Source organism: Plantactinospora sp. B6F1 (assembly GCF_040120695.1).
Lineage (GTDB): Bacteria > Actinomycetota > Actinomycetes > Mycobacteriales > Micromonosporaceae > Plantactinospora.
In genome coordinates, this window is sequence record NZ_JBEEAC010000006.1 from 1 (window position 1) to 20,980 (window position 20,980).

The window sequence follows — 20,980 nt, forward strand, 5'->3', positions numbered from 1 at the left end:
CGGGGGTGGCGGGGGTCAACTCGTGCAGGCGTTGCCGTTCAGGGTGTAACCGGTCGGGGTGCCCAGGGTGCCGCTGTAGGTGCCCTGGAAACCGACGCTGGTGGTGCCGCCGGTCGGCAGCGACCCGTTCCAGGCCGCGTTGCCGACGCTGATCTGGGTGCCGGACTGGCTCCAGGCGCCGTTCCAGCCGTTGCTGTACCGGACGTTGGAGCCGACGGTGAAGGTCAGGGTCCAGCCGTTGATCGCCGGCCCGTTGTTGGTCACCCGGATCTCGGCGGTGAATCCGCCGGTCCAGGCGTTGGCCGTCCAGGTCACCTGGCAGCTGGTACCGGCCGGCGGGGTGGTCGGGGGCGCCGTTGTCGGCGGCGCGGTCGTCGGGGGCGCGGTCGTCGGCGGCGCCGTTGTCGGGGGTGCGGTCGTCGGCGGCGTGGTGGGCGGGTTGGGGGCCGCCATCGCCAGGTCGTACGCGCGCTGCGGGACGAACTGGCCGGCGGTGGCGATGCAACCGTCCGCCTCGCCCGGCAGCTTGATCCAGAGGAACGCGTCGACCGCCGAATCGCCGGTCTGGGTGGTGCTCGGGGTGCCGATCGCCCGACCCGCCGGGTCGCACCACTCGCTCCGGGGATCCGGGCCGTTGCCGTTCCGGCTGGTGTCCACCACGATCTTCAGGTTCGGTGCGCCGGTCGCCGCGACCACCGCCTTGGCATAGTTGACCGACTCGGCCGTGGTGCGGTAGTTGGAGACGTTGACCGAGATCCCGTGCGCGCTGTTGGCGATGTCCGCCCCGACCAGTCGGGACGCCATCGCGGACGGGCTGAGCCAGGCCGAGTTCGCCGCGTCGAAGTAGACCCTTGCCTGGCTGGAGGCGGCCTTGAACGCCTTGCCGGCGTACGCCATCGACGCCTGGGTCTCGGCCTGCTGGGAGGAGTTCATGCAGTTCGACATCAGCGCGAGTACGTCGGGTTCGAGGATGATGCTGGCCGGTCGCCCGTTCAGGCCGCCGGCCACCTGGTCGATCCACTGTCGGTAGGCGGTGTGGCTGGGCAGACCCCCGCTGCTGGCGCCGCTACAGTCCCGGTTGGGGATGTTGTAGACCACCAGGATCGGGATCTTCCCGGCTGCGGCCGCGGCGCCGACGAAGGCGTCGACCTGACCGCGTACGGTTCCGGGGTTGTTCTGGGTGAACCACCGGCCCTGCGGGACGCTGGCGATCCGGTCCCGGATGACGGCGGCACGGTAGTCGTTGGGGTTGGCGGCGACCCAGCGGGCGGCACTGGTGTCCGGGTCGACATAGAAGGCCGAGTCGGCGGCCTTGGCCGGGGTAGGGTTCAACAGGCCGACACCGACCGCTGTCGTCACGGCGAGTGCCGTGACGGCGACGGCACCGACCGCGGCGAGCGCGGGTCTGAGGTGCATGCGGTACTCCCTTCGAGGTGGTGGGAGATCGAGGGGCATCACTGGAAGCGCTCCCATAGACATCGACAACGGTAAGGCCATGTTGCGTCCGTGTGAAGCCCCGGTTTCCGTCGTCCGTCATCACCGCAGGTCAGCGGCTTGTGCCCGGAGTCTTCCCGGTGGCCGCATCGGCAGTCCGCGGCACTTCGGCACGGCGCCGGCACACCCCTGCGAACCGGTCCGTTGACTCTGCGTGGCCGGAATTTGCCGGTGCCGCGTACGCTGCTGCACGGAGGTGGGTGGTGGACGTGTCGCGTACGGTCGGTGGGCGATGAACTTCGAACGAGCCGCCCGGCCGGAGGCCGGCACCCTGCGGCACGACGCCCTGTTCTACCGGACCGACGACGATTACGTCAGCGGCATCCGATCCTTCGTGGAGGCCGGGCTCGGTGCCGGGGAACCGGTGCTGGTCGCGGTGCCCGGCATCCGGCTCGACCTGCTGCGCGCCACCCTCGGCGCCGGCACCGAGCTGCGCTTCGTGGACATGGCCCGCGAGGGGCGCAACCCGGGGTGGATCATCCCCGGTGTGCTGCACGCCTTCGTCGAGGAGCACGCGCCGGCCCGGGTACGCGTCGTCGGGGAGCCGGTCTGGCCCGGCCGCTCGGCGCTGGCCTACCCCCGGTGCGTTCAGCACGAAGCCCTGATCAACATCGCCCTCGCCGACCGGGCGGCCAGCGTGCTCTGCCCGTACGACGCGGCGCGGCTGGACGCCGACGTCATCGCCGACGCGGCGAGCACCCACCCCTTCCTGATCCGGGACGGTGACCGGCGGGCCAGCGCCGGATACGGCCGCCCGGAGGGCGTGGTCGACTCGTTGAACCTCCCCTTTCCGGCCCCGCCGTCGACGGCTTCCACGCTGTTCTTCGAGGCCGCCGGCCTCTCCGGGATGCGGGCCATGGTCGCCGCGCTGGCCCGTGAGGCCGGGCTCGACCGGGATCAGGTCGAAGACCTGCGGTTGGCGGCGAACGAGATCGCCACCAACGCCGTGGTGCACTCCGGACGGCCGGCGGTGGTCCGGGTCTGGCCCGACGGAGACGGACTGGTCTGCGAGATCACCGGCTCCAGCGTGCTGACCGACCGGCTCGCCGGTCGCCTCCCGCCGTCGCCGGTCAGCGACACCGGGCGCGGCCTGCTGCTGGTCAACTACCTCTGTGACCTGGTCCAGGTGCACACCGACAGCACCTCGACCACCGTCCGGCTGCACATGGACCGCCGAGCCCAGCCGCCGACCGGTTAGGCACCGGCCGTCGGGGGGATCATCATCTCGAACCAGACCGTCGAGCCGCGTACCGTCGGATCGGTCCCCCAGGCGTCGCTGAGCTGCTCGATCAGCCCGAGACCCCGGCCCCGGCTGCTCAGTTTCTCGGTCCGGGCCCGGGTAACCGCGCCCCGGGTGCCGCTGTCGGCGACCGAGACCAGCAACCGCTCCGGGCTGAGGTCGATCTCCACCCGGGCGGCGGTGCCGGCGTGCAGCAGCGCGTTGGTGGTCAACTCGCTGGTGCAGAGCACCGCCGCGCCGACCACCTGCTCGGGCACCCCCCACAGGTTCAGCTGGCCGGTCATCCAGTGCCGTACCCGGCCCGGCGCGGTCGGCTCCGCCGGCACCTCCATGCTCGCCGACCGGCTGGGCGTGCTCGCGTGCTCGACGGCGAGGACCGCGACGTCGTCCTCGGTGCTGCCCGGCACCGCGCCGCTGGCCAGCGCGCAGAGCGTACGCGGGTCACCGGTCGCCGCCCCGGCCACGGTGCCGGCGAGCGCCGCGAACCCGTCGGTCAGACTCCGCTGCCGCCGCTCCACCACACCGTCGCTGAACAGCAGCAGCGTGTCGCCCGGTGGGAAGTCCACGGTCACCGCCGTCCGGTGCCCGTGCAGTCCGAGCGGCACCCCGGGCGGCACCTCGACGTACCCGGCGGTGCCCGGCTTCCCGGGGGCGCCGCGCCGGATCAGCGGCGGCGGATGGCCGGCGCTGGCGATCGTCAGCCGCTCGGTCTCCGGCTGGATCAGACCGTAGACCACGGTGACGAAGAGCTCGTCGCTGTGCGCCTCCGCGCTCAGGCTCGCCACCAGTCGATCGAGCCCGGCGAGCACCGGAACCGGATCGGGGTCGCTCAGGGCCAGCGCCCGCAGCGCGGCGCGTACCTGCCCCATCAGCGCGGCTGCCTGCACGTCGTGCCCGGCGACGTCGCCGAGGACCACCGCCAACCGCCCGTCCGGCAGCGCGAAGGCGTCGTAGAAGTCGCCGCCGGCCGCGTTGCCGTCGACCCCGGCGTCGTACCGGGCGGCGATCCGCAGCAGCGGCAGGTCGGGCAGGTGCTCCGGCAGCATGCTGCGTTGGAGGAGTTGCGCCGTGCCGTGCTGGGTTTCGAACCGGCGGGCCCGCTCGGCGGCCTGGGCCACCAACTCCGCCGAGGCGGCCAGCAGGGCGCGCTCGGCCGGCGGCCAACGGTGCGGCCGCCGGTAGCCGACGGTCAACCCGCCGCGCAGCGCCGGCGTACGCAGCGGCAGCGCGGCCAGTGCTCTGATCTTCTCGTCGTGCCGGTCGACCGCGCTGTCCAGCAGCGGCTGGCCGTCACTGGCGAAGCTCGGCGTACCGCTGTCGGCGGTGCGCACCAGTGGGGCGCGGGAGTCGGCACCGTGCCGGCGCCACAACGGGGGGAGCCGTTCGTCGGCCTCGTCCAGCACCTCGCCCCGGACCCGCCGGACCAACCGCCAGCCGCTGCCGTCGTCCACCCCGAACTCGACCTGGTCGGCGACGAACGCCGTGCTGGCGTTACGCAACGTGACCCGTGCGACGTCGTCGAGGGTGAGTGTCCCGGCCAGCGCCGAGGCCAGCTCGCTGAGGTTCTGCAGGCGTTGCGTGACCTGGGTTGCCTCGGTGGCCACCGTGAGCACCCCGACGATGGTGCCGGTGGAGTCCCGGACCGGCGAGTGGCCGCGAACCGGAAGGGACTGCTCCGAGATGCCGAGCTCGTCGCGGACCAGTGGTAGCGGGCTGTCCCGCTCCAGGAACGGCTCCCCGGTCCGGTAGACCCGCTCGATCACGTCGCCGACGCCCGGCACGTGCCAGACCTCGGCGAAGACCTCGGCCGCCGGCCGGCCGAACGCGTCCGGGTGCCGGGCCGAAATGAGGTCGGCGAAGCCGTCGTTGTAGACGAGCGCGAGCTGCGGACCGTACGCCAGGGCCATCGGCACCGGGGCGGAGAGCACCAGGTCGACGGCCGCCCGCAGCGCGGGATCCCAGCGGGCGGGCGGGCCCAGCGGGGTGTCCGACCAGCGGCCGTCGGCCGATGGCCCGACGGCGGGAACCGGAGTCGGCGGCGCATCGGCCACGGTGGAGGGGGGAGCGGGTACCCGCCCGACCGTGCCTGGCATGCCAGCAGCCTAACCGGAGCCGCCGAATCCGCCCGTCGGACGCGGTCCGGGCACGGCCCGCGCGGTGATCCGCCCGGCTTGGAGCAGCCGCGGGCGGTGGTTGGTTGACCTACTCGATCGAGCCGGCGTCCGCCGGCCGGCGCCGCATGGCATCGTCGGCCAGGATCACGGTGGCGACCATCAGCGAGACGCAGAGGCTGAACAACCAGGAGCCGTCGTCGACCAGGCCGGCCGAGACCGGCGCCTGCACCGCGGTGATCAGGAAGGCGAGCCATGCGAGGCGACGCTGACGGACGGAGAGGAAACCAGGAGCCTGACGCATCCCGAAATTCTGCCTCGCCGGATCCCGGCTGCCGGTCGTCCGTTCGGACGAATTCAGGGCACGTGTCCCGTTGATCCGGCTCTGCGGGGCCGGTAGGCATTCCTCGCGGGTCGGGCGTTGGCCGGGGTCCGCCCGTCCGGCATGATCGGCGGACGTGTCCACTCCCTCCCGTCGCAGGACGGGTCTCGCCGTACTCGTTCTGGCCTATCTGGCCTTCGTCAGCCTCGGTCTCCCGGACGGCCTGCTCGGGGTCGGCTGGCCGTCGATCACCGTCGAGCTGAGGGTGCCGACCGAGGTGGTCGGGCTGCTGCTCACCTCGGGTACGGTCGGCTACCTCGTCTCCAGTGTGGTGGCCGGGTTCAGCATCGCCCGGGTCGGTGTCGGCTGGCTGCTGGCCGGTAGCACCGCCCTGGCCAGCCTGGCGCTCGCCGGCTATGCCGCTGCGCCAGCGTTGCCGGTCATGATCGGCTGTGCGCTGCTGCTCGGCCTCGGCTCGGGCGCGATCGACGCCGGGCTGAACGCCTACGCCGCCGGTGCGTTCGGACCGCGCCAGATGAACTGGCTGCACGCCTGCTTCGGCCTCGGCGTCGCGATCGGGCCGCTGGTGATGACCACCGCGCTCGGTGTCGGGCTGGGCTGGCGCTGGGGGTACGGCATGGTGGCCGCCGCCCAGGCCGGGCTGGCGTTGGCCTTCGTGCTGACCGTCCGGACCTGGGAGCGCCGGCGTCCCGCCGACCAGGCGATCGATGAACCGGCGGCGCCCGCCGAGCCGGTACGCATCGGTGCCACCCTGGCCATCCCGGCCGTCTGGCTCGGCGCCCTGACCTTCGCGGTGTACGTGGCGATCGAGGTGGGTGCCGGACTCTGGGCCTTCCTGTTGCTCACCGAGGACCGTGGGGTCAGCCGAACCGTGGCCGGCCTCTGCGTCTCGCTCTACTGGGGCAGCCTCTTCGTCGGCCGGGTGGTGCAGGGGTTGATCGCCGAGCGGCTGGGCACCCGGACGGTGCTGCGCGGCAGCATGTACGCGATGGCGGCCGGCTCCGGGCTCGTCGCGATCCCCGGGCCGGGCTGGCTGGCGGTGTCCGGCCTCGCCGTCGTCGGGTTCGGCGCGGCGGCGGTCTTCCCGCTGCTCACCCTGACCACCGCCGATCGGGTGGGGCAGCAGCACGCGGATCGGACGATCGGGTTGCAGATCGGGGCCTCCGGGTTGGGCGGGGCGCTGATCCCGGGCGCACTGGGGGTGCTGATCGGGCGTACCTCGGTGGCGGTGCTCGGACCGGCGCTGGTACTGCTCTCGCTGACCATGATCGGTCTGTACTGGGCGTCCAACCGGCGGGCGGCCCGGCACCCCGTACCGGCCGGTTGAGCCGGGTCAGTGCGGCCCGCTGCGCCCGGTGGTGGACGGCCGGTACCGGCGCTGGTCGTCGGTCCGCTGCGCGGCCTGCTCCTCGTCGTACGACCCGTCGGGGTCGTCCGCCTCCGCGCCGTGCCCGAACGCCGACTCGGCGCCCGCGTCGTTGCCGGTCACGTCGTCGACCTGCCCGTCGGGCGTCGACGCACCCATCGCCCCTTCCAGATCCCGTAGCGGCAACCGGTCCTCGTCGCGCCAGGCGTGCCTGTCCCTGTCGGTCATGCCTGTCGCCCTACCCGGCCCGCCCGAGGGGCAAACACCGCCGGTCGCGCCGAACCTCCGGTACCCGGACCGGGTCCACCCGGACGAAACGGCGTCCGGCCGCCCGGGCGGAACGGCGTCGTCCGCCCGGGCGGACGACGGTGGCCGCTGGGCGGGGGCGTACCCCTTCCGGCGGCCACCGGGCGTCGTACCCGGACCGGGGTTACGGCTGTGGCCGGGCGACCGCGCCGCGCCAGGCACCGGTCTCGGTGCCGCGCCGCTCGATGAACTCCTTGAACCTGTTCAGGTCACCGGCGACCCGCCGGTCCACCATGCCGAGCTTGTCACCGGCCTTCTCGGTGATGCCGTGCGGTTCGAACTCCATCTGCGCGGTGACCCGGGTGTGGTTCTCGTCGAGCCGGTGGAACGTCACCACGCCGGCCTGCCGGGTCCCGTCGGTCGAGGTCCACGCCACCCGCTCGTCGGGCAGCTGCTCGGTGATCCTGGCATCGAACTCCCGGTTGACCCCACCGATCTCGACCTTCCAGTGCGTCATCGTGTCCGAGATCTGCCGGACCTCCTCGACGCCCTCCATGAACTGCGGAAAGTCCTCGAACTGGGTCCACTGGTCGTACGCGGTCCGGATCGGCACCGCCACATCGACGGACTTGGTCACGCCACTCATCTGGCATCCTCCTTGTCGGTCGGTCTGTTCCTGCGCCACCGGGCCGGTGAGCCCGGGGACGTCACCAGCGATGGGTCTCGTTCGCGTGTCCGAGCGCGGCCCACACCTCGGATACGGTCTGGAACTGGGTATCCGGGGGCAGTTGGTCCAACTGGGCGAGGACCTCGTCCGGCGCCTCGTTCTCCTCGGCGCTACGGCGCAGTCCCTCCCGGTCACCAGGCAGGGCGGAGAGCGGGATGAACCGGCCCAGCCGGCTCCGCTGCTCGACCTCCTCCGAGGTCATCCCCTGCGGAGCGCCGGACCTGGTGTCGTTGCTGGGCGCCCTGGTCAGACCGGGTTGGTCCTCGCCGGCCGGCTCGGGGTCGCGCCACTCCTGCGCGCGGCCGCCGACCGAGCCCTGTACGGTGCCCTGCACCTCCCGGTCCAACTGCTCGTCCAGCCGGGGGCCGTGCTTGCTGTTCCCACGTTCCATGTCTAATCCGCTACCCGAGGGGAATCGCGCTAAACGGAATACCGGGGCCTCACCGCGGCTCGTCCGCCGGTGACCTGGGCGGTAGTGCGGGATCCACCGGCTCCTCCGCGCCGCCCTGGCGGGCCCGGCCACGCTGCAACTCGGCGTTGATCTCCACGCCGAGCATCACCGCGCAGTTGGAGAGGTAGAGCCAGACCAGGAAGGCGATGACGGCACCGAGGCTGCCGTAGGTGACGTTGTAGGAGTCGAACCGGGAGACGTAGAAGCCGAAACCGGCCGAGACGACGCCCCAGGCGACGAGGGCCACCGCACCGCCGACCGTGAGCCAGCGGAACCGGGGCTGCCGGACATTGGGGGCGATCCAGAACAGCAGCGAGAGCAGCAGCATCATGATCGCGACCAGGACCGGCCACTTCGCCACCGTCCAGGCGGTCCGGGGGGCGTCGCCGATCCCCAGCCGGTCGCCGACCGCCTCGGTGACCGGGCCGCTCACGATCAGCCCGGTGGCCACCACCGCCAGCAGTATCAGCGCGATCGCGGTCAGCCCGAGTTGCAACGGACGCAGCAGGTAGAAGGGGCGCCCCTCGGCGACCCCGTAGATCGCGTTGGAGGCCCGGGTGAACGCGCCGACGTAGCCCGAGGCGGACCAGAGCGCGGCCAGCACACCGAAGCCGAGCAGCACCTTCGCCGACCCCTGGCTGTTGACCACGTCCCGCAGGACGTTCAGCACGCCCTCGTTCGCCACCACCGAGCCGGCGCCGATGTCCTCGGCGAGCCCGGCGATGGTGTCGATGGTCCGTTCGCCGTTGGAGACCAGGCCGACCAGTGCGACGATCACGATCGCGGACGGGAACAGCGCCAGCACCCCGTAGTAGGTCAGTGCGGCGGCCCAGTCCGCGCAGTTGTCCCGCAGGAAGTTCCGGACACTCTGCACCAGGACCCCGCGCCAGGTCGACCAGCGCAACTGGCGCAGCCGGCGGGGGATGCGCCGGTCCCGACCGCGTACCGCCGGGACCGGCTCGGTGGTCGACGTCATGTTCCCCCCTCGTCTGCGTTGTCGGCCAAGCCGACTGGTTGCGTCGCGGCTGGGCTGCTTGCGTCGCGGCCGGGTTGGGCTGCCCGGTACCCAGCGCGGGAATCGGACAAACTTCCGGTGCCGTGGGGACCGACAGCGGGTGGCCGGGCGGGGGTCCGGTTCGGGTTTGTCGGCTGGTCGGGTTCGGGTTTGTCGGCTGGTCGGGTTCGGGTTTGTCGGCGGTGGCTCGGGAAACCGAAGCACGGAGACAGTCGACGATACGAGAGACAGGAACGATCCGGAGGAGGAAGATCATGCCCGGACGCGAGGTTCTGCCCAGCACCCTGCGACGCTCCCCGCAGAAGGCCCAGCGGACCTGGGCGAAGACCCACGACTCGGCGGTCGAGACCTATGGCGAGGGGCAGCGGTCGCACCGGACCGCGTTCGCCGCGCTGAAGCACTCGTTCGAGAAGGTCGGTGACCATTGGGAGCCGAAGGGGCGCAAGGGCCCGAGTGACGAGCAGGCGGCCGGCGGTGGGCCGGCGCGGCGCGCACCGACCGCCGGTGGGGTGGACGCCAACGCCCCGAAGGAACACCTGATGGAGGTGGCGAGGCGCCTCGACCTCAAGGGTCGGTCCCGGATGACCAAGGCCGAACTCGTCGACGCGATCCAGAAGGCGAACAACCGGAAGACCACCGCCTCCCGTGGGCGGGAGAAGAGCCGGAACCGCCGCTGAGCCGCAGGGCGGATCAGCGGTGGAGGGGCATGGGTTCGGGGAGGGGCACGGGCGCTGGGCGCGGCGGGGCCGCGGGGTTCACCACCGGCCGCCTTCCCCACCCGGTCCCTCGATGTGTACGACCTTGGTGGCGATCAGCTCGTCCAGCAGCTCCGGGCCGTACCCGAAGCCCTGACCGCTGCAGCCCCGAGGCTCGGCGGCGCCGCCGGGTGCCCCGCCGAAGATGGCATTGATCTTCACGGTCCCGACCGGCAGCTCCCGCCAGGCCCGCTGCGCGTGGCTCATCGATCCGGTGAGCACTGTCGCCGCCAGCCCGTACGGCGAGGAAGACGCCCTGGACAGCGCCTCGTCGAACGAGTCGACCACCATCACCGGGGCGACCGGGCCGAAGGTCTCCTCCCGCATCACCGCCATCTGGTCGGTGCAGTCGGCGAGCACGGTGGGCGGGTAGAAGGAACCGGGCCCGTCCGGAACGGTGCCGCCGCACAGCAACCCGGCACCATCCGCCACCGCCGCCTCGACCTGCCCGTGCACCTGGTCACGGTGTCGCCGGTCGACCAGTGGCCCGAGGTCGTGCTGCGGGTCGCGGCCCGGTCCGGGCCGCAGCGCCCCGGCCCGTTCCACCAGAGCGGCGAGGAACGGGGTGGAGACCGGCCGGAGGACGTAGATCCGCTCCACCGAGACGCAGAGCTGCCCGGCGTTGGCGAAGGCACCTGTCGCGGCCTGCTCGGCGGCCCAGAGCGGGTCGACGTCACCGTCGACGATCAGCGGGTCGCTGCCGCCGTTCTCCAGCAGCGCCTTGGCGCCGGAGCGGGCGCAGGCGGCGGCGATCGACCGTCCGGTGGCGCTCGAACCGACGTGCGCGACGACATCGACCTTCTGCTCTGCCAGCGCGGCACCTACCGATCCATCGCCGGTGAGCAGGGAGAGCACCCCGGACGGCAGGTGCTCGTCGAGCAGCCGGGCGAGCAGCCAACCGCTGGCCGTACTCCGCTCGCTCGGCTTGTAGACGACGGTGTTCCCGGTGGCCAGGGCCGCGCCGAGCAGCCCGCAGGAGACCGCGACCGGGTCGTTCCACGGCGTGACGACGGCGACCACGCCGCGCGGTTGCGGCACCATCAGATCGATGGCGTCGGGGTCGCCGTCGAGCGTGCGACCGCCCCGCACGGGGGCGAGTTCGGCGTACTGGCGCAGCGTCGACACACCGGCCTGGACTCCGGCGCGGGCGGCGGCCAGCGGTCGGCCCATCTCGGCGGTCTCCGCCTCGGCGAGCCGCTCCGCGCACGCCTCGATCGCGTCCGCGGCGCGGTGCAGCGCAGCGGCGCGGTCGGCGGGTGTGGTCCGGGCCCACTGGGGGGCCATCGACCTGGCCGCCTTGACCGCCGCCTCGACCTCGGCCCCGGTGGCCACCGGGACCCGGCTGACCGGGGTACCGTCGGCCGGATCGACCACGGTCAACCATCCCGCATCGCCACTGCCGTCCCACACCCCGGCGACGAGTTGCTGCACCTGATACATGGAGCGCAGTTTGCCCCGGTCCGGGGGGTCCAAACCATTCCCGCCACCGGCACTCCGGCGGGTGATCAAGCCGGCCGGGCAGGCCGGGCGGGATAGGGTGCTCGGGTGACGGCGCTGGGGGAAACCGCCGACGCGGTCGTCGTCGGTGCGGGACACAACGGCCTGGTCGCCGCGAATCTGCTGGCGGATGCCGGGTGGGACGTGCTGGTCCTGGAGGCGACCGGCGAGCCGGGTGGCGCGGTCCGGTCGGCCGAGGTGACCGCCCCGGGTTACCTGAGCGACCTCTACAGCGCCTTCTATCCGCTCGGCTACGCCTCGCCGGTGCTGCGCCGGCTGGGCCTGGACGGCTACGGACTGACCTGGCGGCATGCCCCGCACGTGCTGGCGCACCTGTTTCCCGACGACGACGCCGTACTGCTCGACCGCGATCCCGAGGTCACTGCCGCCTCGCTGGCGCGGTTCGGCGCCGGGGACGACGAACGGTGGATCGAGGCGTACGCGCAGTGGCGGCAGATCTCCGCGCCCCTGCTCGACGCGCTCTTCACGCCGTTCCCGCCGGTACGCGGCGGCCTGGCGCTCGCCCGCCGGCTGCGTACGGCCGGGATGCTCCGGCTGGCCCGCCGGCTGGTGCTGCCCAGCGCCCGACTCGGGGCGGAACTCTTCACCGGATCGGGCGGCCCGGCCCTGCTCACCGGCTGTGCGCTGCACACCGATCTCACTCCGGACGAGCCCGGTTCCGGTGTGTACGGCTGGTTGCTGGCCATGCTGGGCCAACAGGTCGGCTGGCCGGTACCGGTCGGTGGGGCACAGCGGATCACCGACGCGCTACTGGCCCGACTGCGGGACCGGGGCGGCCGGCTGCGTACGGGCACTCCGGTCGACCGCGTGCTGGTGGCCCGGAACCGGGCCGTGGGGGTGCGCTCGGCGGACGGCCTGCTGTGGCGGGCCCGCCGCGCCGTGCTGGCCGACGTGCCCGCCCCGGCGCTCTTCCTCGACCTGGTCGGTGCCGGGCGGCTGCCGTCCCGGCTGGTGGACGACCTGGCGCACTTTCGGTGGGACGGCTCCACGGTCAAAGTGGACTGGGCACTGACCGGGCCGATGCCGTGGCGCGATCCGGCGGTGGCCGGCGCCGGCACCGTGCACCTCGGCGGCGACGTCACCGAGCTGCGCCGGTACGCGGCCGCGCTGCACCGGGGCGAGGTGCCGGCCGAGCCGTTCGTGCTGGCCGGACAGATGACGGTCGCGGACCCGAGCCGCTCGCCGGCCGGTACCGAGTCGCTCTGGGCGTACACCCACCTGCCGTTCCGGCGGGGCTGGCGGGCGGAGGAGGTCGGGGCGCACGTCGAGCGGATCGAGGCGGTGCTGGAACGGGCGGCCCCCGGTTTCGGACGGCTGGTCAGGGCACGACACGTGGCTGGGCCGGCCGAGTTGGCGGCCGGCAACCCGAGCCTGGTCGGCGGCGCGGTGGGCGGAGGTACCTCCGCCGCGTACCAGCAGCTCTTCCTCCGCCCGGTGCCCGGGCTCGGCCGGGCGGACACCCCGATCGACAGGTTGTTCCTGGCCAGTGCATCGGCACACCCGGGCGGCGGGGTGCACGGCGGCCCCGGGGCGAACGCGGCGCGAGCGGCACTGGCCCGGGATCGTACCCTGACCGGCGGGGCGTACGCCGCCGTCCTCTCCCGGGCCCAGCGCGCCGTCTACGCCTGATCCGCGCCGCTCACCCCTGACCCGCGCTTACCCGGGGTCGGCCTCGGCGCCGCGGGTACCTTGTCGGCGGGGCCGCTCTCGTCAGACGCGGCAGCCACGGCCGGCTCCGCGACCGTTGCCGGCTCGCTGGCCGTTACCGGCTCCGCCACGGTCGCGGGCTCGCCGACCGGCGCCGGCTCGATGGCTTCGACCGGCTCAGCCACCTGCACCGATTCGGCGACCTTTGCCGCCTTCGCTGCCTTTGTTGCCTTAGTAGCACTCGAGGCCTTCGTAGCCTTCGTAGCCTTTGTGGCCTTCGTGGCCTTTGTTGCCTTCGTAGTTTTCGTAGCCTTCGCCGGCTTCGTGCCGTCGGTCGACTTCGTGGCCCTCGGCCTCGTCGCCTTCACCGGTTTCGTAACCTTGGCTGGCTCCTCCGTAACCTTGGCCGGCTCGTCCGCCTTGGCCGCCTCCTCCGTAACCTTGGTCGACTGCTTCGCCTTGGCAGGCTGATCGGTGACCTCGGCCGGCTGCTGCACGGCCTCTGCGGGCTCCGTGACCTGGGCGGGCTCCGTGACCTGGGCGGGCGCCGTGACCTTGGCGGGTGCCGCGACCTGGGCGGGCTCCGTGACCTGAGCGGGTGCCGGCGGCACGGTCGATGCCGGAACCTCGGTCGACGCCGGGTCCCCGACCATGGAGGGCGCCTTCGGTGACCGGGTGATGTTGCGGTGCCGTCCGCGCAGCTTGAACGGCATCAGGGCGCTTTCGATCTTGGTCGCGGTGGTCATCTTCGAGTCGCCGTCCAGGCGCTCCTGGAACCGGATCGGCACCTCGAGAATGGTGTGCCCGAGCTTGGTGGCGAGGTAGTGCATCTCGACCTGGAAGCTGTATCCGTTGGACTGCACCCGGTGCAGGCCGATGTCGCGCAGCGCGTCCGCCTGCCAGATCTTGAAGCCGGCGGTGAGGTCCCGGATCCGCACCTGGAGCAGGGTGTGCACGTAGAAGTTGGCCCAACCGCTGAGCGCCCGCCGGTAGAGCGGCCACGCCTCGTCGAGCTGCCCGCCGGGGACGTACCGGGAGCCGATCACCACACCGGCCCGGGTGGAGAGCAGTGAACCGAGCATCCCGGGCAGCGCCTCCGGCGGGTGGGACAGGTCCGCGTCCATCTGCGCGACGTACTCCGCACCGGACTCCAGAGCCCGGGTCATCCCGTCGACGTACGCCCGCCCGAGCCCCTCCTTGCCCGCGCGGTGCAGGACCTGGATCCGGTCCGGATGCTCGATCGCGAGCTTGTCCGCCACCTCGCCGGTGCCGTCCGGGGAGTTGTCGTCGGCGACCAGGATGTGCAGCCCGGGCAGCGGCAATGCGAGTAGTCGCTCGACCAGCACAGGCAGGTTCCCCGCCTCGTTGTAGGTGGGGACGACGACGGTCAGGCGAACGTCCCGCCAGGGAGATGGCAGCTGCACGGGTTCGATCATCGGGGCATCCTCGGTTGGCCGACAGCGGTCAGGGGCAAAGCCTAACTTGACACAACGCGCGGGCCGCAACACGGGCCGGAAGGGGCATACCGGCCCGCACCTCGGTGAACCTCACCTGGCGGCCCGAAAATCCGGGGTTGGCGGCCGGGTAACGGTTCGGCTCTGGATAGCGGCGACCCACCCGGGGTATGCCGACTGGCGACGACGACCAGAGCGGACCGCGACGACGACCAGAGCGGACCGCAGGCCCGACGGGGACGTCGGACGGGTCCGGCGCGCCCGCGGGCCGGGACGAATTGATGTTTACTCCTCCTGCTCCCGGGAACCCGCGGCCGTGCGCAACGACCAGGTCGACCCGCATCAGTGCAGGTCAGGGGCACCGCACGGTGGCCCGGCCGGGGTGTGGGCCAGGGCTGGTCTGTTCGACGCGGTGCTCTTCGACCGGGACGGCACGCTGGTGCACGACGTGCCGTACAACGGGGATCCGGCCCTGGTCCGGCCGATGCCGGGCGCCCGGGATGCGCTCGACCGGCTCCGTGCCGCAGGGCTGCGCTTGGGGGTGGTGACAAACCAGTCCGGGGTGGCCCGCGGCCGGTTCAGTTCCGCCGATCTGGCCCGGGTCAATGCCCGGGTCGACGAACTTCTGGGGCCCTTCGACACCTGGCAGGTCTGCCCGCACGCCGAACCGGCCCCGGGGGCGCGTGGCTGTCACTGCCGCAAGCCCGCACCCGGGATGGTCCTGGACGCGGCCCGCGCGCTCGGCACCGAGCCGACCCGCTGCGTACTCGTCGGCGACATCGGTGCCGACATGACCGCTGCCGGCGCGGCCGGCGCGAGCGCGGTACTGGTACCGACGCCAGCCACCCGGCCGGACGAGGTGGCCGCCGCGCCCGCCGTCGCCGGTGACCTGCGCGGCGCGGTCGACCTGATCCTCCGTCGGCACCGTTCCACGCTGGGCGGCGCGGCTCCCGGCGCCCCGCCCCGACGCCCCCGCTGCGTGCTGGTGGCCCGGCCGGACTCGGCCGGGGACGTGCTGGTGACCGGCCCGGCGATCCGGGCGGTCGCCGCCGGTGCCGACCGGGTGGTGCTGCTCTGCGGGCCACGGGGCCGGGCCGCCGCCGAACTGCTGCCGGGAATCGACGAGCTGGTCGAGTGGCGGCTGCCCTGGATCGACCCGGAACCCGGCCCGGTCGACCGGACCGAGGTCGACCGGCTCACCGCCCGGCTGGCCGACACCGGGGCCGACGAGGCGGTGCTGTTCACCTCGTTCCACCAGTCCGCGCTGCCGCTCGCCCTGGTGCTGCGGATGGCCGGGGTGGGCCGGATCTCGGCGATCAGCCCGGACTACCCGGGCTCGCTGCTCGATGTGCGGCACCGGGTGTCGCCGGGGGTCCCCGAGGCCGAGCGGGCGCTGTCGCTGGCGGCGGCGGCCGGTTTCGTGCTGCCGCCCGGGGACGAGCCGGTGCTGCGGCTGCGCGCGGAGGCGGGTGCGGCGCCCGCCGACGGCACCCTGCCGGAGCCGGGGTACGTCGTGCTGCACCCCGGGTCGTCGGTGCAGGCCCGGGCCTGCCCGCCCGAACTGTGTGCCGAGATCGTCACGGCGCTGACCGGCGCAGGGCATCGGGTGGTGGTGACCGGCGGTCCCGGGGAGCGGCCGCTGACCGCCCGGGTCGCCGGGCGTACCGGGATCGACCTGGGCGGGCAGACCTCGCTGACCGGGCTGGCCGCGATCATCGCCCGGGCGGGTTGCCTGGTCGTCGGGAACACCGGCCCGGCACACCTGGCCGCCGCGCTCGGCGTACCGGTGGTGAGCCTCTTCGCCCCGACCGTCCCGTTCGGACAGTGGGGGCCGTACCGGGTGCCGACCGTGCGGCTCGGTGTCGCCGCCGCGGGCTGCCGGCACACCCGGGCCACCACCTGCCCGGTGCCCGGACACCCGTGCCTGTCCGACATCGAGCCGCGCGAGGTGGTCGAGGCGGTCCGGCTGCTCGGCGCCGCCGCCCGACGCGGTGGCCTGGCTCGCCCCGCCCCGACGGCACCGCCGGGCCCGCCGCCGTCGGCTGCGGTGGCGCTGGCCGGCGCGGAGGAGGTGCGGCGGTGAACATCCTGCTCTGGCACGTGCACGGCTCCTGGACCACCGCCTTCGTGCACGGCAAGCACCGGTACCTCGTCCCGGTCACCCCGGACCGCGGCCCGTACGGCCTGGGCCGGGCCCGCACCTACCGGTGGCCGGACACCGTCGACGAGGTGACCCCGGAGGAGCTGGCCACCGCCGACGTCGACCTGGTGATCCTGCAACGGCCGGAGGAGGTCGACCTGGTCGCGCAGTGGCTGGGCCGGCGGATCGGCCGGGACGTTCCGGCGGTCTTCGTCGAGCACAACACCCCGAAGCAGGGGGACGTGCCGAACAGCCGGCACCCGCTGGCCGACCGGGACGATCTGCTGATCGCGCACGTCACGCACTTCAACGCGCTGTACTGGGACACCGGCACCACCCGGACCACCGTGGTCGAGCACGGCATCGTGGCACCGACCGCGCAGCACACCGGCGAACTCGACCGGCTCGCCGTGGTGGTCAACGAGCCGGTGCGCCGCTGGCGGGTCACCGGCACCGACCTGCTGCCACTCTTCGCCGGGATCGCCCCGCTGGACGTCTTCGGCATGGGGGTCGCCGGGCTGCCGGACCGGCTGGGACTCCCCGCCGACCGGCTCGCCGTCTACGACGACCTGCCGCAGGGGCGGATGCAGGCGGAGATCGGCCGGCGGCGGGCGTACCTGCACCTGTGCCGGTGGACGTCGCTGGGGCTGAGCCTGATCGAGGCGATGGCCATGGGCATGCCGGTGGTGGTGCTCGCCGCCACCGAGGCGGTCGAGGCGGTACCGCCGGGGGCGGGTGTGCTCTCCACCCGACTCGACACCCTGCTGGCCGCCACCCGGCAGCTCGTGGCGGAGCCCGAGACCGCCCGCCAGCTCGGGGGGCGGGCCCGCGAGGTCGCGCAGGCCCGGTACGGCCTGGACCGGTTCCTCACCGACTGGGACCGGTTGCTGGAGGAGGAACTATGCGCGTCGCGATGATCTCCGAGCACGCCAGCCCGCTCGCGGTGCTCGGCGGCGAGGACGCCGGTGGCCAGAACACGCACGTCGCCGAGCTCTCCGCCGCGCTCGCCGACGCCGGTCACGACGTGCGGGTCTACACCCGGCGGGACAGTGCCGACGCGCCGGAGGCGGTACGGCTGCGCGACGGGGTCGAGGTGGTGCACGTACCGGCGGGGCCGCCGGAGCCGATCGCCAAGGACGAGCTGCTGCCGTTCATGAAGGACTTCAGCCGCTGGCTGGTGGCGCGTTGGCGCGGCGACGAGTGGGTGCCGGACGTCGCGCACGCGCACTTCTGGATGAGCGGGCTGGCCGGGATCGCCGCCGGGCGGCAGACCGGGATCCCGGTGGTGCAGACGTACCACGCGCTCGGCACGGTGAAGCGGCGGCACCAGGGCGCCGCCGACACCAGCCCGGCCCGCCGGGTCGGCTACGAGCGGGCGCTGGGCCGGGCCGTCGACCGGGTCATCGCGCAGAGCCAGGACGAGGTCCGCGAGCTGGTCCGGATGGGCGTACCGCAGGCCCGGATGACGGTGATCCCGTCCGGGGTCAACGACGAGACCTTCTCGCCGGACGGTCCGGCCGTGCCCCGGGTGCCCGGCCGGCCCCGGATCCTCACCGTCGGGCGGCTGGTGGAACGGAAGGGCTACCAGGACGTGATCCGGGCGATGCCGCTGGTCCCGGACGCCGAGTGCGTGGTGGTCGGTGGGCCACCGGCCGGCGAGGTCGACCACGACCCCCAGGTCCGCCGGCTGCGCTCGCTCGCCGAGGAGGTCGGGGCGGCCGACCGGGTACGCCTGATCGGCGCGGTGCCCCGCGAGGAGATGCCGTACTGGTACCGGTCGGCGGACGTGCTGGTCGCCGCGCCGTGGTACGAGCCGTTCGGGTTGACCCCGCTGGAGGCGATGGCCTGCGGGGTACCGGTGGTCGGCACCGCCGTCGGCGGGCTCACCGACACGGTCGTGGACGGGCGCACCGGGGACCTGGTGCCGCCGCGCGATCCCGAGGCGCTCGGCGCCGCCGTCCGGGACCTGCTGGCCGACCGGGTACGCCGGTTCGGGTACGCCGCCGCCGCGCTGGACCGGGCCCGCCGCTGGTACTCCTGGACGCGTACCGCCGACCAGATCGTCGCCGTCTACACCGCGGTCAGCGAGGTGCGCCGGCCGAGCGGGGTGGTCGCCGGATGACCGGGTCGATGGAGGTGCTGGACCGCCACCTGGCCGGGCTCGCCGCCGCGCTGGTGCCATACCGGACCGAGGCCGCCCGGCTGGCCCGCTGGGGCGACGAACTGGCCCGGCTGCTCGCCGGCGGCGGCCGGATCCTGGTCGCCGGCAACGGGGGCAGTGCCGCCGAGGCGCAGCACCTCGCCGCCGAGCTGGTCGGCAAGCTGCGCGACGACCGGGCCCCGCTGTCGGCGATCGCACTCTGCGCCGAGACCTCCTCGCTGACCGCGATTGGCAACGACTACGGCTTCGACGAGGTCTTCGCCCGGCAGGTACGCGCGCACGGCCGACCCGACGACGTCCTGCTGCTCCTCTCCACCAGCGGGCGCAGCGCCAACCTGGTCCGGGCAGCCCGGGCCGGTCGGGAGCTGGGCATGCGCTGCTGGGCGCTGACCGGCCCGACGCCGAACCCGCTCGCCGACGCCTGCACCGAGGTGCTCGCCGTACCCTGCCCGGACAGCCAGGTGGTGCAGGAACTCCACCTGGTCTCGGCGCACGTGCTCTGCGGCTACGTCGACGCGTACCTGCCGGTGCCGTTCGGCCCGGCCAGCCATGCCGGCCCGGCCCCGGCGGTGGCCCGCGCGGCGTCGCCGGCCACCGGCCCGGCCGGCCGCCCCGGACCGGTACGCCCGTCCGGGGTGGAGGACGAACTGGTGCTGCGGGTGCCGGGAACGCTCCGGCCGGGCGGGTCCGAGGAGGCGCCGTGACCGGAAGGATCGTGGTCGTCGGCGACACGCTGCTCGACCGGGACGTCGAGGGCGTGGTGAACCGGCTCTGTCCGGACTCGCCGGTGCCGGTGCTGGACGAGAACAACAGCGTCGACCGGCCGGGCGGGGCGGGGCTGGCCGCGCTCTTCGCCGCCGGTCGGGGTTACGAGGTCGCCCTGGTCACCGCGCTCGCCGACGACGAGGGCGGTGCCCGGCTGAGCCACCTGCTCACCGCCGCCGGGGTGCAGGTCTACGGGCTGGCGCTGCCGGGGGCGACGCCGGAGAAGGTCCGGCTGCGGACCCGGGGCCGGGTGCTGCTCCGGCACGACCGGGGCGGGCCGGCCGGTCCGCCCGGCGAGCCGAGCGAGGCGGTACTCGAGCTGCTGGCCGGGGCGGCCGGGATCCTGGTCAGCGACTACGGCCGGGGCGTGGCCCGGCTGCCGGCCCTGCGTACCGCGCTGGCCGGCACCGCCGCGCCGATCGTCTGGGACCCGCATCCGCGTGGTCCGGTGGCGACGCCCGGCGTCCGGCTGGCCACCCCGAACGAGGTCGAGGCCCGGGAACTCGCCGGGGTGACGACCGGCGGCTCCCGACTGGTCAGCGCGGCCCGGTGCGCCCAGGCGCTGCGCCAGCGCTGGCGGGTCGGCGCGGTGGCGGTGACGATGGGCGGCGAGGGTGCCCTGCTCGCGCACGCCGGCTCCACCCCGCTGGTGGTGCCGTCGCCGACCTGCGCCGACGGCGACACCTGCGGTGCCGGTGACCGGTTCGCCGCCGCCGCCACCGTGGCACTCGCCGACGGCGCGCTGGTCTCCGAGGCGGTGCAGCAGGCCGTGACCGAGGCGTCCGGGTACGTGGCGGCCGGCGGGGTGGCGAACGCCGTACCGGCGGCTCCGGCCCGGGTCGCGGTGGCCGGCGGCGCGGGGACGACGGCGGCCCGGCCCGGCGCGGTGCGCGGGGCTGGCCCGGTCGGGCGCTCCGGTGCGGTCGGCCGGTCCGGTGCGGTCGACCCGAGCCGTGCCGGAGGCGCCCAGCACACCGACACCGTGCGGATCACGGCGGTGGACTGGAGCGACCGGATCGGCCCCCGGGCCGCCGGTGAGGTGGTCGCCCGGGTCCGCGCGGCCGGGGGCACGGTGGTGGCCACCGGCGGCTGCTTCGACCTGCTGCACGCGGGACACGTGGCCACCCTGGAGGCGGCCCGGCAACTCGGGGACTGCCTGGTGGTCTGCGTCAACTCCGACGACAGCGTGGCCGGACTGAAGGGCCCGGACCGGCCGCTGGTCCGGCACGCCGACCGGGCCCGGCTGCTGGCGGCGCTCGGCTGCGTGGACGCGGTGGTCGTCTTCGACGAGTCGACCCCGCACGCGGCACTGTCCTGGCTACGGCCGGACATCTGGGTCAAGGGCGGCGACTACGGCACCGGCGCCGACGGGCCGGACCTGCCGGAGGCCGAGATCATGCAGCGTTGGGGCGGCCACACCGTGGTGGTGCCCTATCTGGATGGGCGCTCGACCACCGGGATGATCGCCGCCGCCCGGGCCGGCCGCCGACCGGTGGGACGGGCCCGGTGAGCGGCGGTCTCGACGGGGCCGGCGGCGCGCTGGCGCC

General features: G+C 73.9%; 17 protein-coding genes and 1 pseudogene. 9 read left to right on the plus strand and 9 right to left on the minus strand.

Translation table 11 applies throughout. The features are described from left to right. Window positions 1–15: 15 nt before the first annotated feature. The gene (locus ABNF97_RS10705; RefSeq protein WP_130460397.1) at window positions 16–1,416 is read right to left on the minus strand and encodes a glycoside hydrolase family 6 protein; all 1,401 of its coding nucleotides are present in this window, start codon (window positions 1,414–1,416) and stop codon (window positions 16–18) included. A 310-nt stretch (window positions 1,417–1,726) separates the two neighbouring features. Between ABNF97_RS10705 and ABNF97_RS10710 the strand changes: the two genes are divergently transcribed. Further along, window positions 1,727–2,692: an anti-sigma factor RsbA family regulatory protein gene (locus ABNF97_RS10710; RefSeq protein ID WP_349338433.1), complete on the plus strand. Its 966-nt coding sequence runs from the start codon at window positions 1,727–1,729 to the stop codon at window positions 2,690–2,692. Here ABNF97_RS10710 and ABNF97_RS10715 read toward each other — a convergent pair. Both ABNF97_RS10715 and ABNF97_RS10720 read right to left on the minus strand, forming a co-directional pair. Continuing rightward, on the minus strand, window positions 2,689–4,827 hold the full coding sequence (locus tag ABNF97_RS10715) for an ATP-binding SpoIIE family protein phosphatase (protein ID WP_349338434.1): 2,139 nt from the start codon (window positions 4,825–4,827) through the stop codon (window positions 2,689–2,691). The two genes, ABNF97_RS10710 and ABNF97_RS10715, sit on opposite strands and share 4 nt — an antisense overlap. A 109-nt stretch (window positions 4,828–4,936) precedes the next feature. Beyond that, the gene (locus ABNF97_RS10720) at window positions 4,937–5,149 is read right to left on the minus strand and encodes a hypothetical protein (RefSeq protein ID WP_130460394.1); all 213 of its coding nucleotides are present in this window, start codon (window positions 5,147–5,149) and stop codon (window positions 4,937–4,939) included. A gap of 154 nt (window positions 5,150–5,303) precedes the next feature. Between ABNF97_RS10720 and ABNF97_RS10725 the strand changes: the two genes are divergently transcribed. Next, window positions 5,304–6,515: an MFS transporter gene (locus tag ABNF97_RS10725; protein ID WP_349338435.1), complete on the plus strand. Its 1,212-nt coding sequence runs from the start codon at window positions 5,304–5,306 to the stop codon at window positions 6,513–6,515. A gap of 6 nt (window positions 6,516–6,521) precedes the next feature. Here ABNF97_RS10725 and ABNF97_RS10730 read toward each other — a convergent pair whose 3' ends face one another. The 4 genes from ABNF97_RS10730 to ABNF97_RS10745 form a co-directional block, all read right to left on the minus strand. Continuing rightward, window positions 6,522–6,782, minus strand: a complete 261-nt coding sequence (locus ABNF97_RS10730) for a hypothetical protein (protein WP_130460392.1) — start codon at window positions 6,780–6,782, stop codon at window positions 6,522–6,524. Window positions 6,783–6,984: 202 nt separating this feature from the next. Continuing rightward, window positions 6,985–7,446, minus strand: a complete 462-nt coding sequence (locus ABNF97_RS10735) for an SRPBCC family protein (RefSeq protein WP_130460391.1) — start codon at window positions 7,444–7,446, stop codon at window positions 6,985–6,987. Between the two features lie 61 nt (window positions 7,447–7,507). Further along, window positions 7,508–7,918 carry a DUF2795 domain-containing protein gene (locus ABNF97_RS10740; protein ID WP_130460390.1) on the minus strand — a complete coding sequence of 137 codons (411 nt, stop codon included), beginning with the start codon at window positions 7,916–7,918 and terminating at the stop codon, window positions 7,508–7,510. A gap of 49 nt (window positions 7,919–7,967) precedes the next feature. Next, window positions 7,968–8,954, minus strand: coding sequence for a YhjD/YihY/BrkB family envelope integrity protein (locus ABNF97_RS10745; protein ID WP_130460389.1), 987 nt, complete (start codon window positions 8,952–8,954; stop codon window positions 7,968–7,970). 293 nt (window positions 8,955–9,247) lie between these two features. Between ABNF97_RS10745 and ABNF97_RS10750 the strand changes: the two genes are divergently transcribed. Then, window positions 9,248–9,670 (plus strand): ChaB family protein, encoded by a 423-nt coding sequence (locus ABNF97_RS10750; protein ID WP_130460388.1) that lies wholly within the window; start codon window positions 9,248–9,250, stop codon window positions 9,668–9,670. A 78-nt stretch (window positions 9,671–9,748) separates the two neighbouring features. Here ABNF97_RS10750 and ABNF97_RS10755 read toward each other — a convergent pair whose 3' ends face one another. Continuing rightward, entirely contained in the window at window positions 9,749–11,188 is a 1,440-nt protein-coding gene (locus ABNF97_RS10755) for an aldehyde dehydrogenase family protein (protein ID WP_349338436.1), read from the minus strand. Window positions 11,189–11,302: 114 nt separating this feature from the next. Here ABNF97_RS10755 and ABNF97_RS10760 point away from each other — a divergent pair, with 114 nt between their 5' ends. Continuing rightward, window positions 11,303–12,895, plus strand: coding sequence for a phytoene desaturase family protein (locus ABNF97_RS10760; RefSeq protein WP_502930476.1), 1,593 nt, complete (start codon window positions 11,303–11,305; stop codon window positions 12,893–12,895). Window positions 12,896–13,584: 689 nt separating this feature from the next. On the opposite strand, the pseudogene ABNF97_RS10765 reads toward ABNF97_RS10760, so the two are convergent. Continuing rightward, window positions 13,585–14,349 (minus strand): annotated as a pseudogene (locus ABNF97_RS10765) (polyprenol monophosphomannose synthase); the annotation flags it as partial. Between the two features lie 400 nt (window positions 14,350–14,749). On the opposite strand from ABNF97_RS10765, the gene ABNF97_RS10770 reads away from it, so the two are divergent. The 5 genes from ABNF97_RS10770 to ABNF97_RS10790 are packed head-to-tail and all read left to right on the plus strand — an operon-like array spanning window position 14,750 to window position 20,943. After that, entirely contained in the window at window positions 14,750–16,450 is a 1,701-nt protein-coding gene (locus ABNF97_RS10770) for an HAD-IIIA family hydrolase (RefSeq protein ID WP_502930477.1), read from the plus strand. After that, window positions 16,447–17,424 (plus strand): glycosyltransferase, encoded by a 978-nt coding sequence (locus ABNF97_RS10775; RefSeq protein ID WP_130460386.1) that lies wholly within the window; start codon window positions 16,447–16,449, stop codon window positions 17,422–17,424. The genes ABNF97_RS10770 and ABNF97_RS10775 overlap by 4 nt, the downstream gene beginning before the upstream one ends. Then, a complete protein-coding gene (locus tag ABNF97_RS10780) occupies window positions 17,409–18,629 on the plus strand; it encodes a glycosyltransferase (RefSeq protein WP_349338438.1) in 1,221 nt (406 codons plus the stop codon). Before ABNF97_RS10775 ends, ABNF97_RS10780 begins: the two co-directional genes overlap by 16 nt. Then, window positions 18,626–19,372 (plus strand): D-sedoheptulose-7-phosphate isomerase, encoded by a 747-nt coding sequence (locus ABNF97_RS10785; RefSeq protein WP_349338439.1) that lies wholly within the window; start codon window positions 18,626–18,628, stop codon window positions 19,370–19,372. The genes ABNF97_RS10780 and ABNF97_RS10785 overlap by 4 nt, the downstream gene beginning before the upstream one ends. After that, a complete protein-coding gene (locus ABNF97_RS10790; RefSeq protein WP_349338440.1) occupies window positions 19,369–20,943 on the plus strand; it encodes a PfkB family carbohydrate kinase in 1,575 nt (524 codons plus the stop codon). The genes ABNF97_RS10785 and ABNF97_RS10790 overlap by 4 nt, the downstream gene beginning before the upstream one ends. Window positions 20,944–20,980 lie beyond the last annotated feature (37 nt).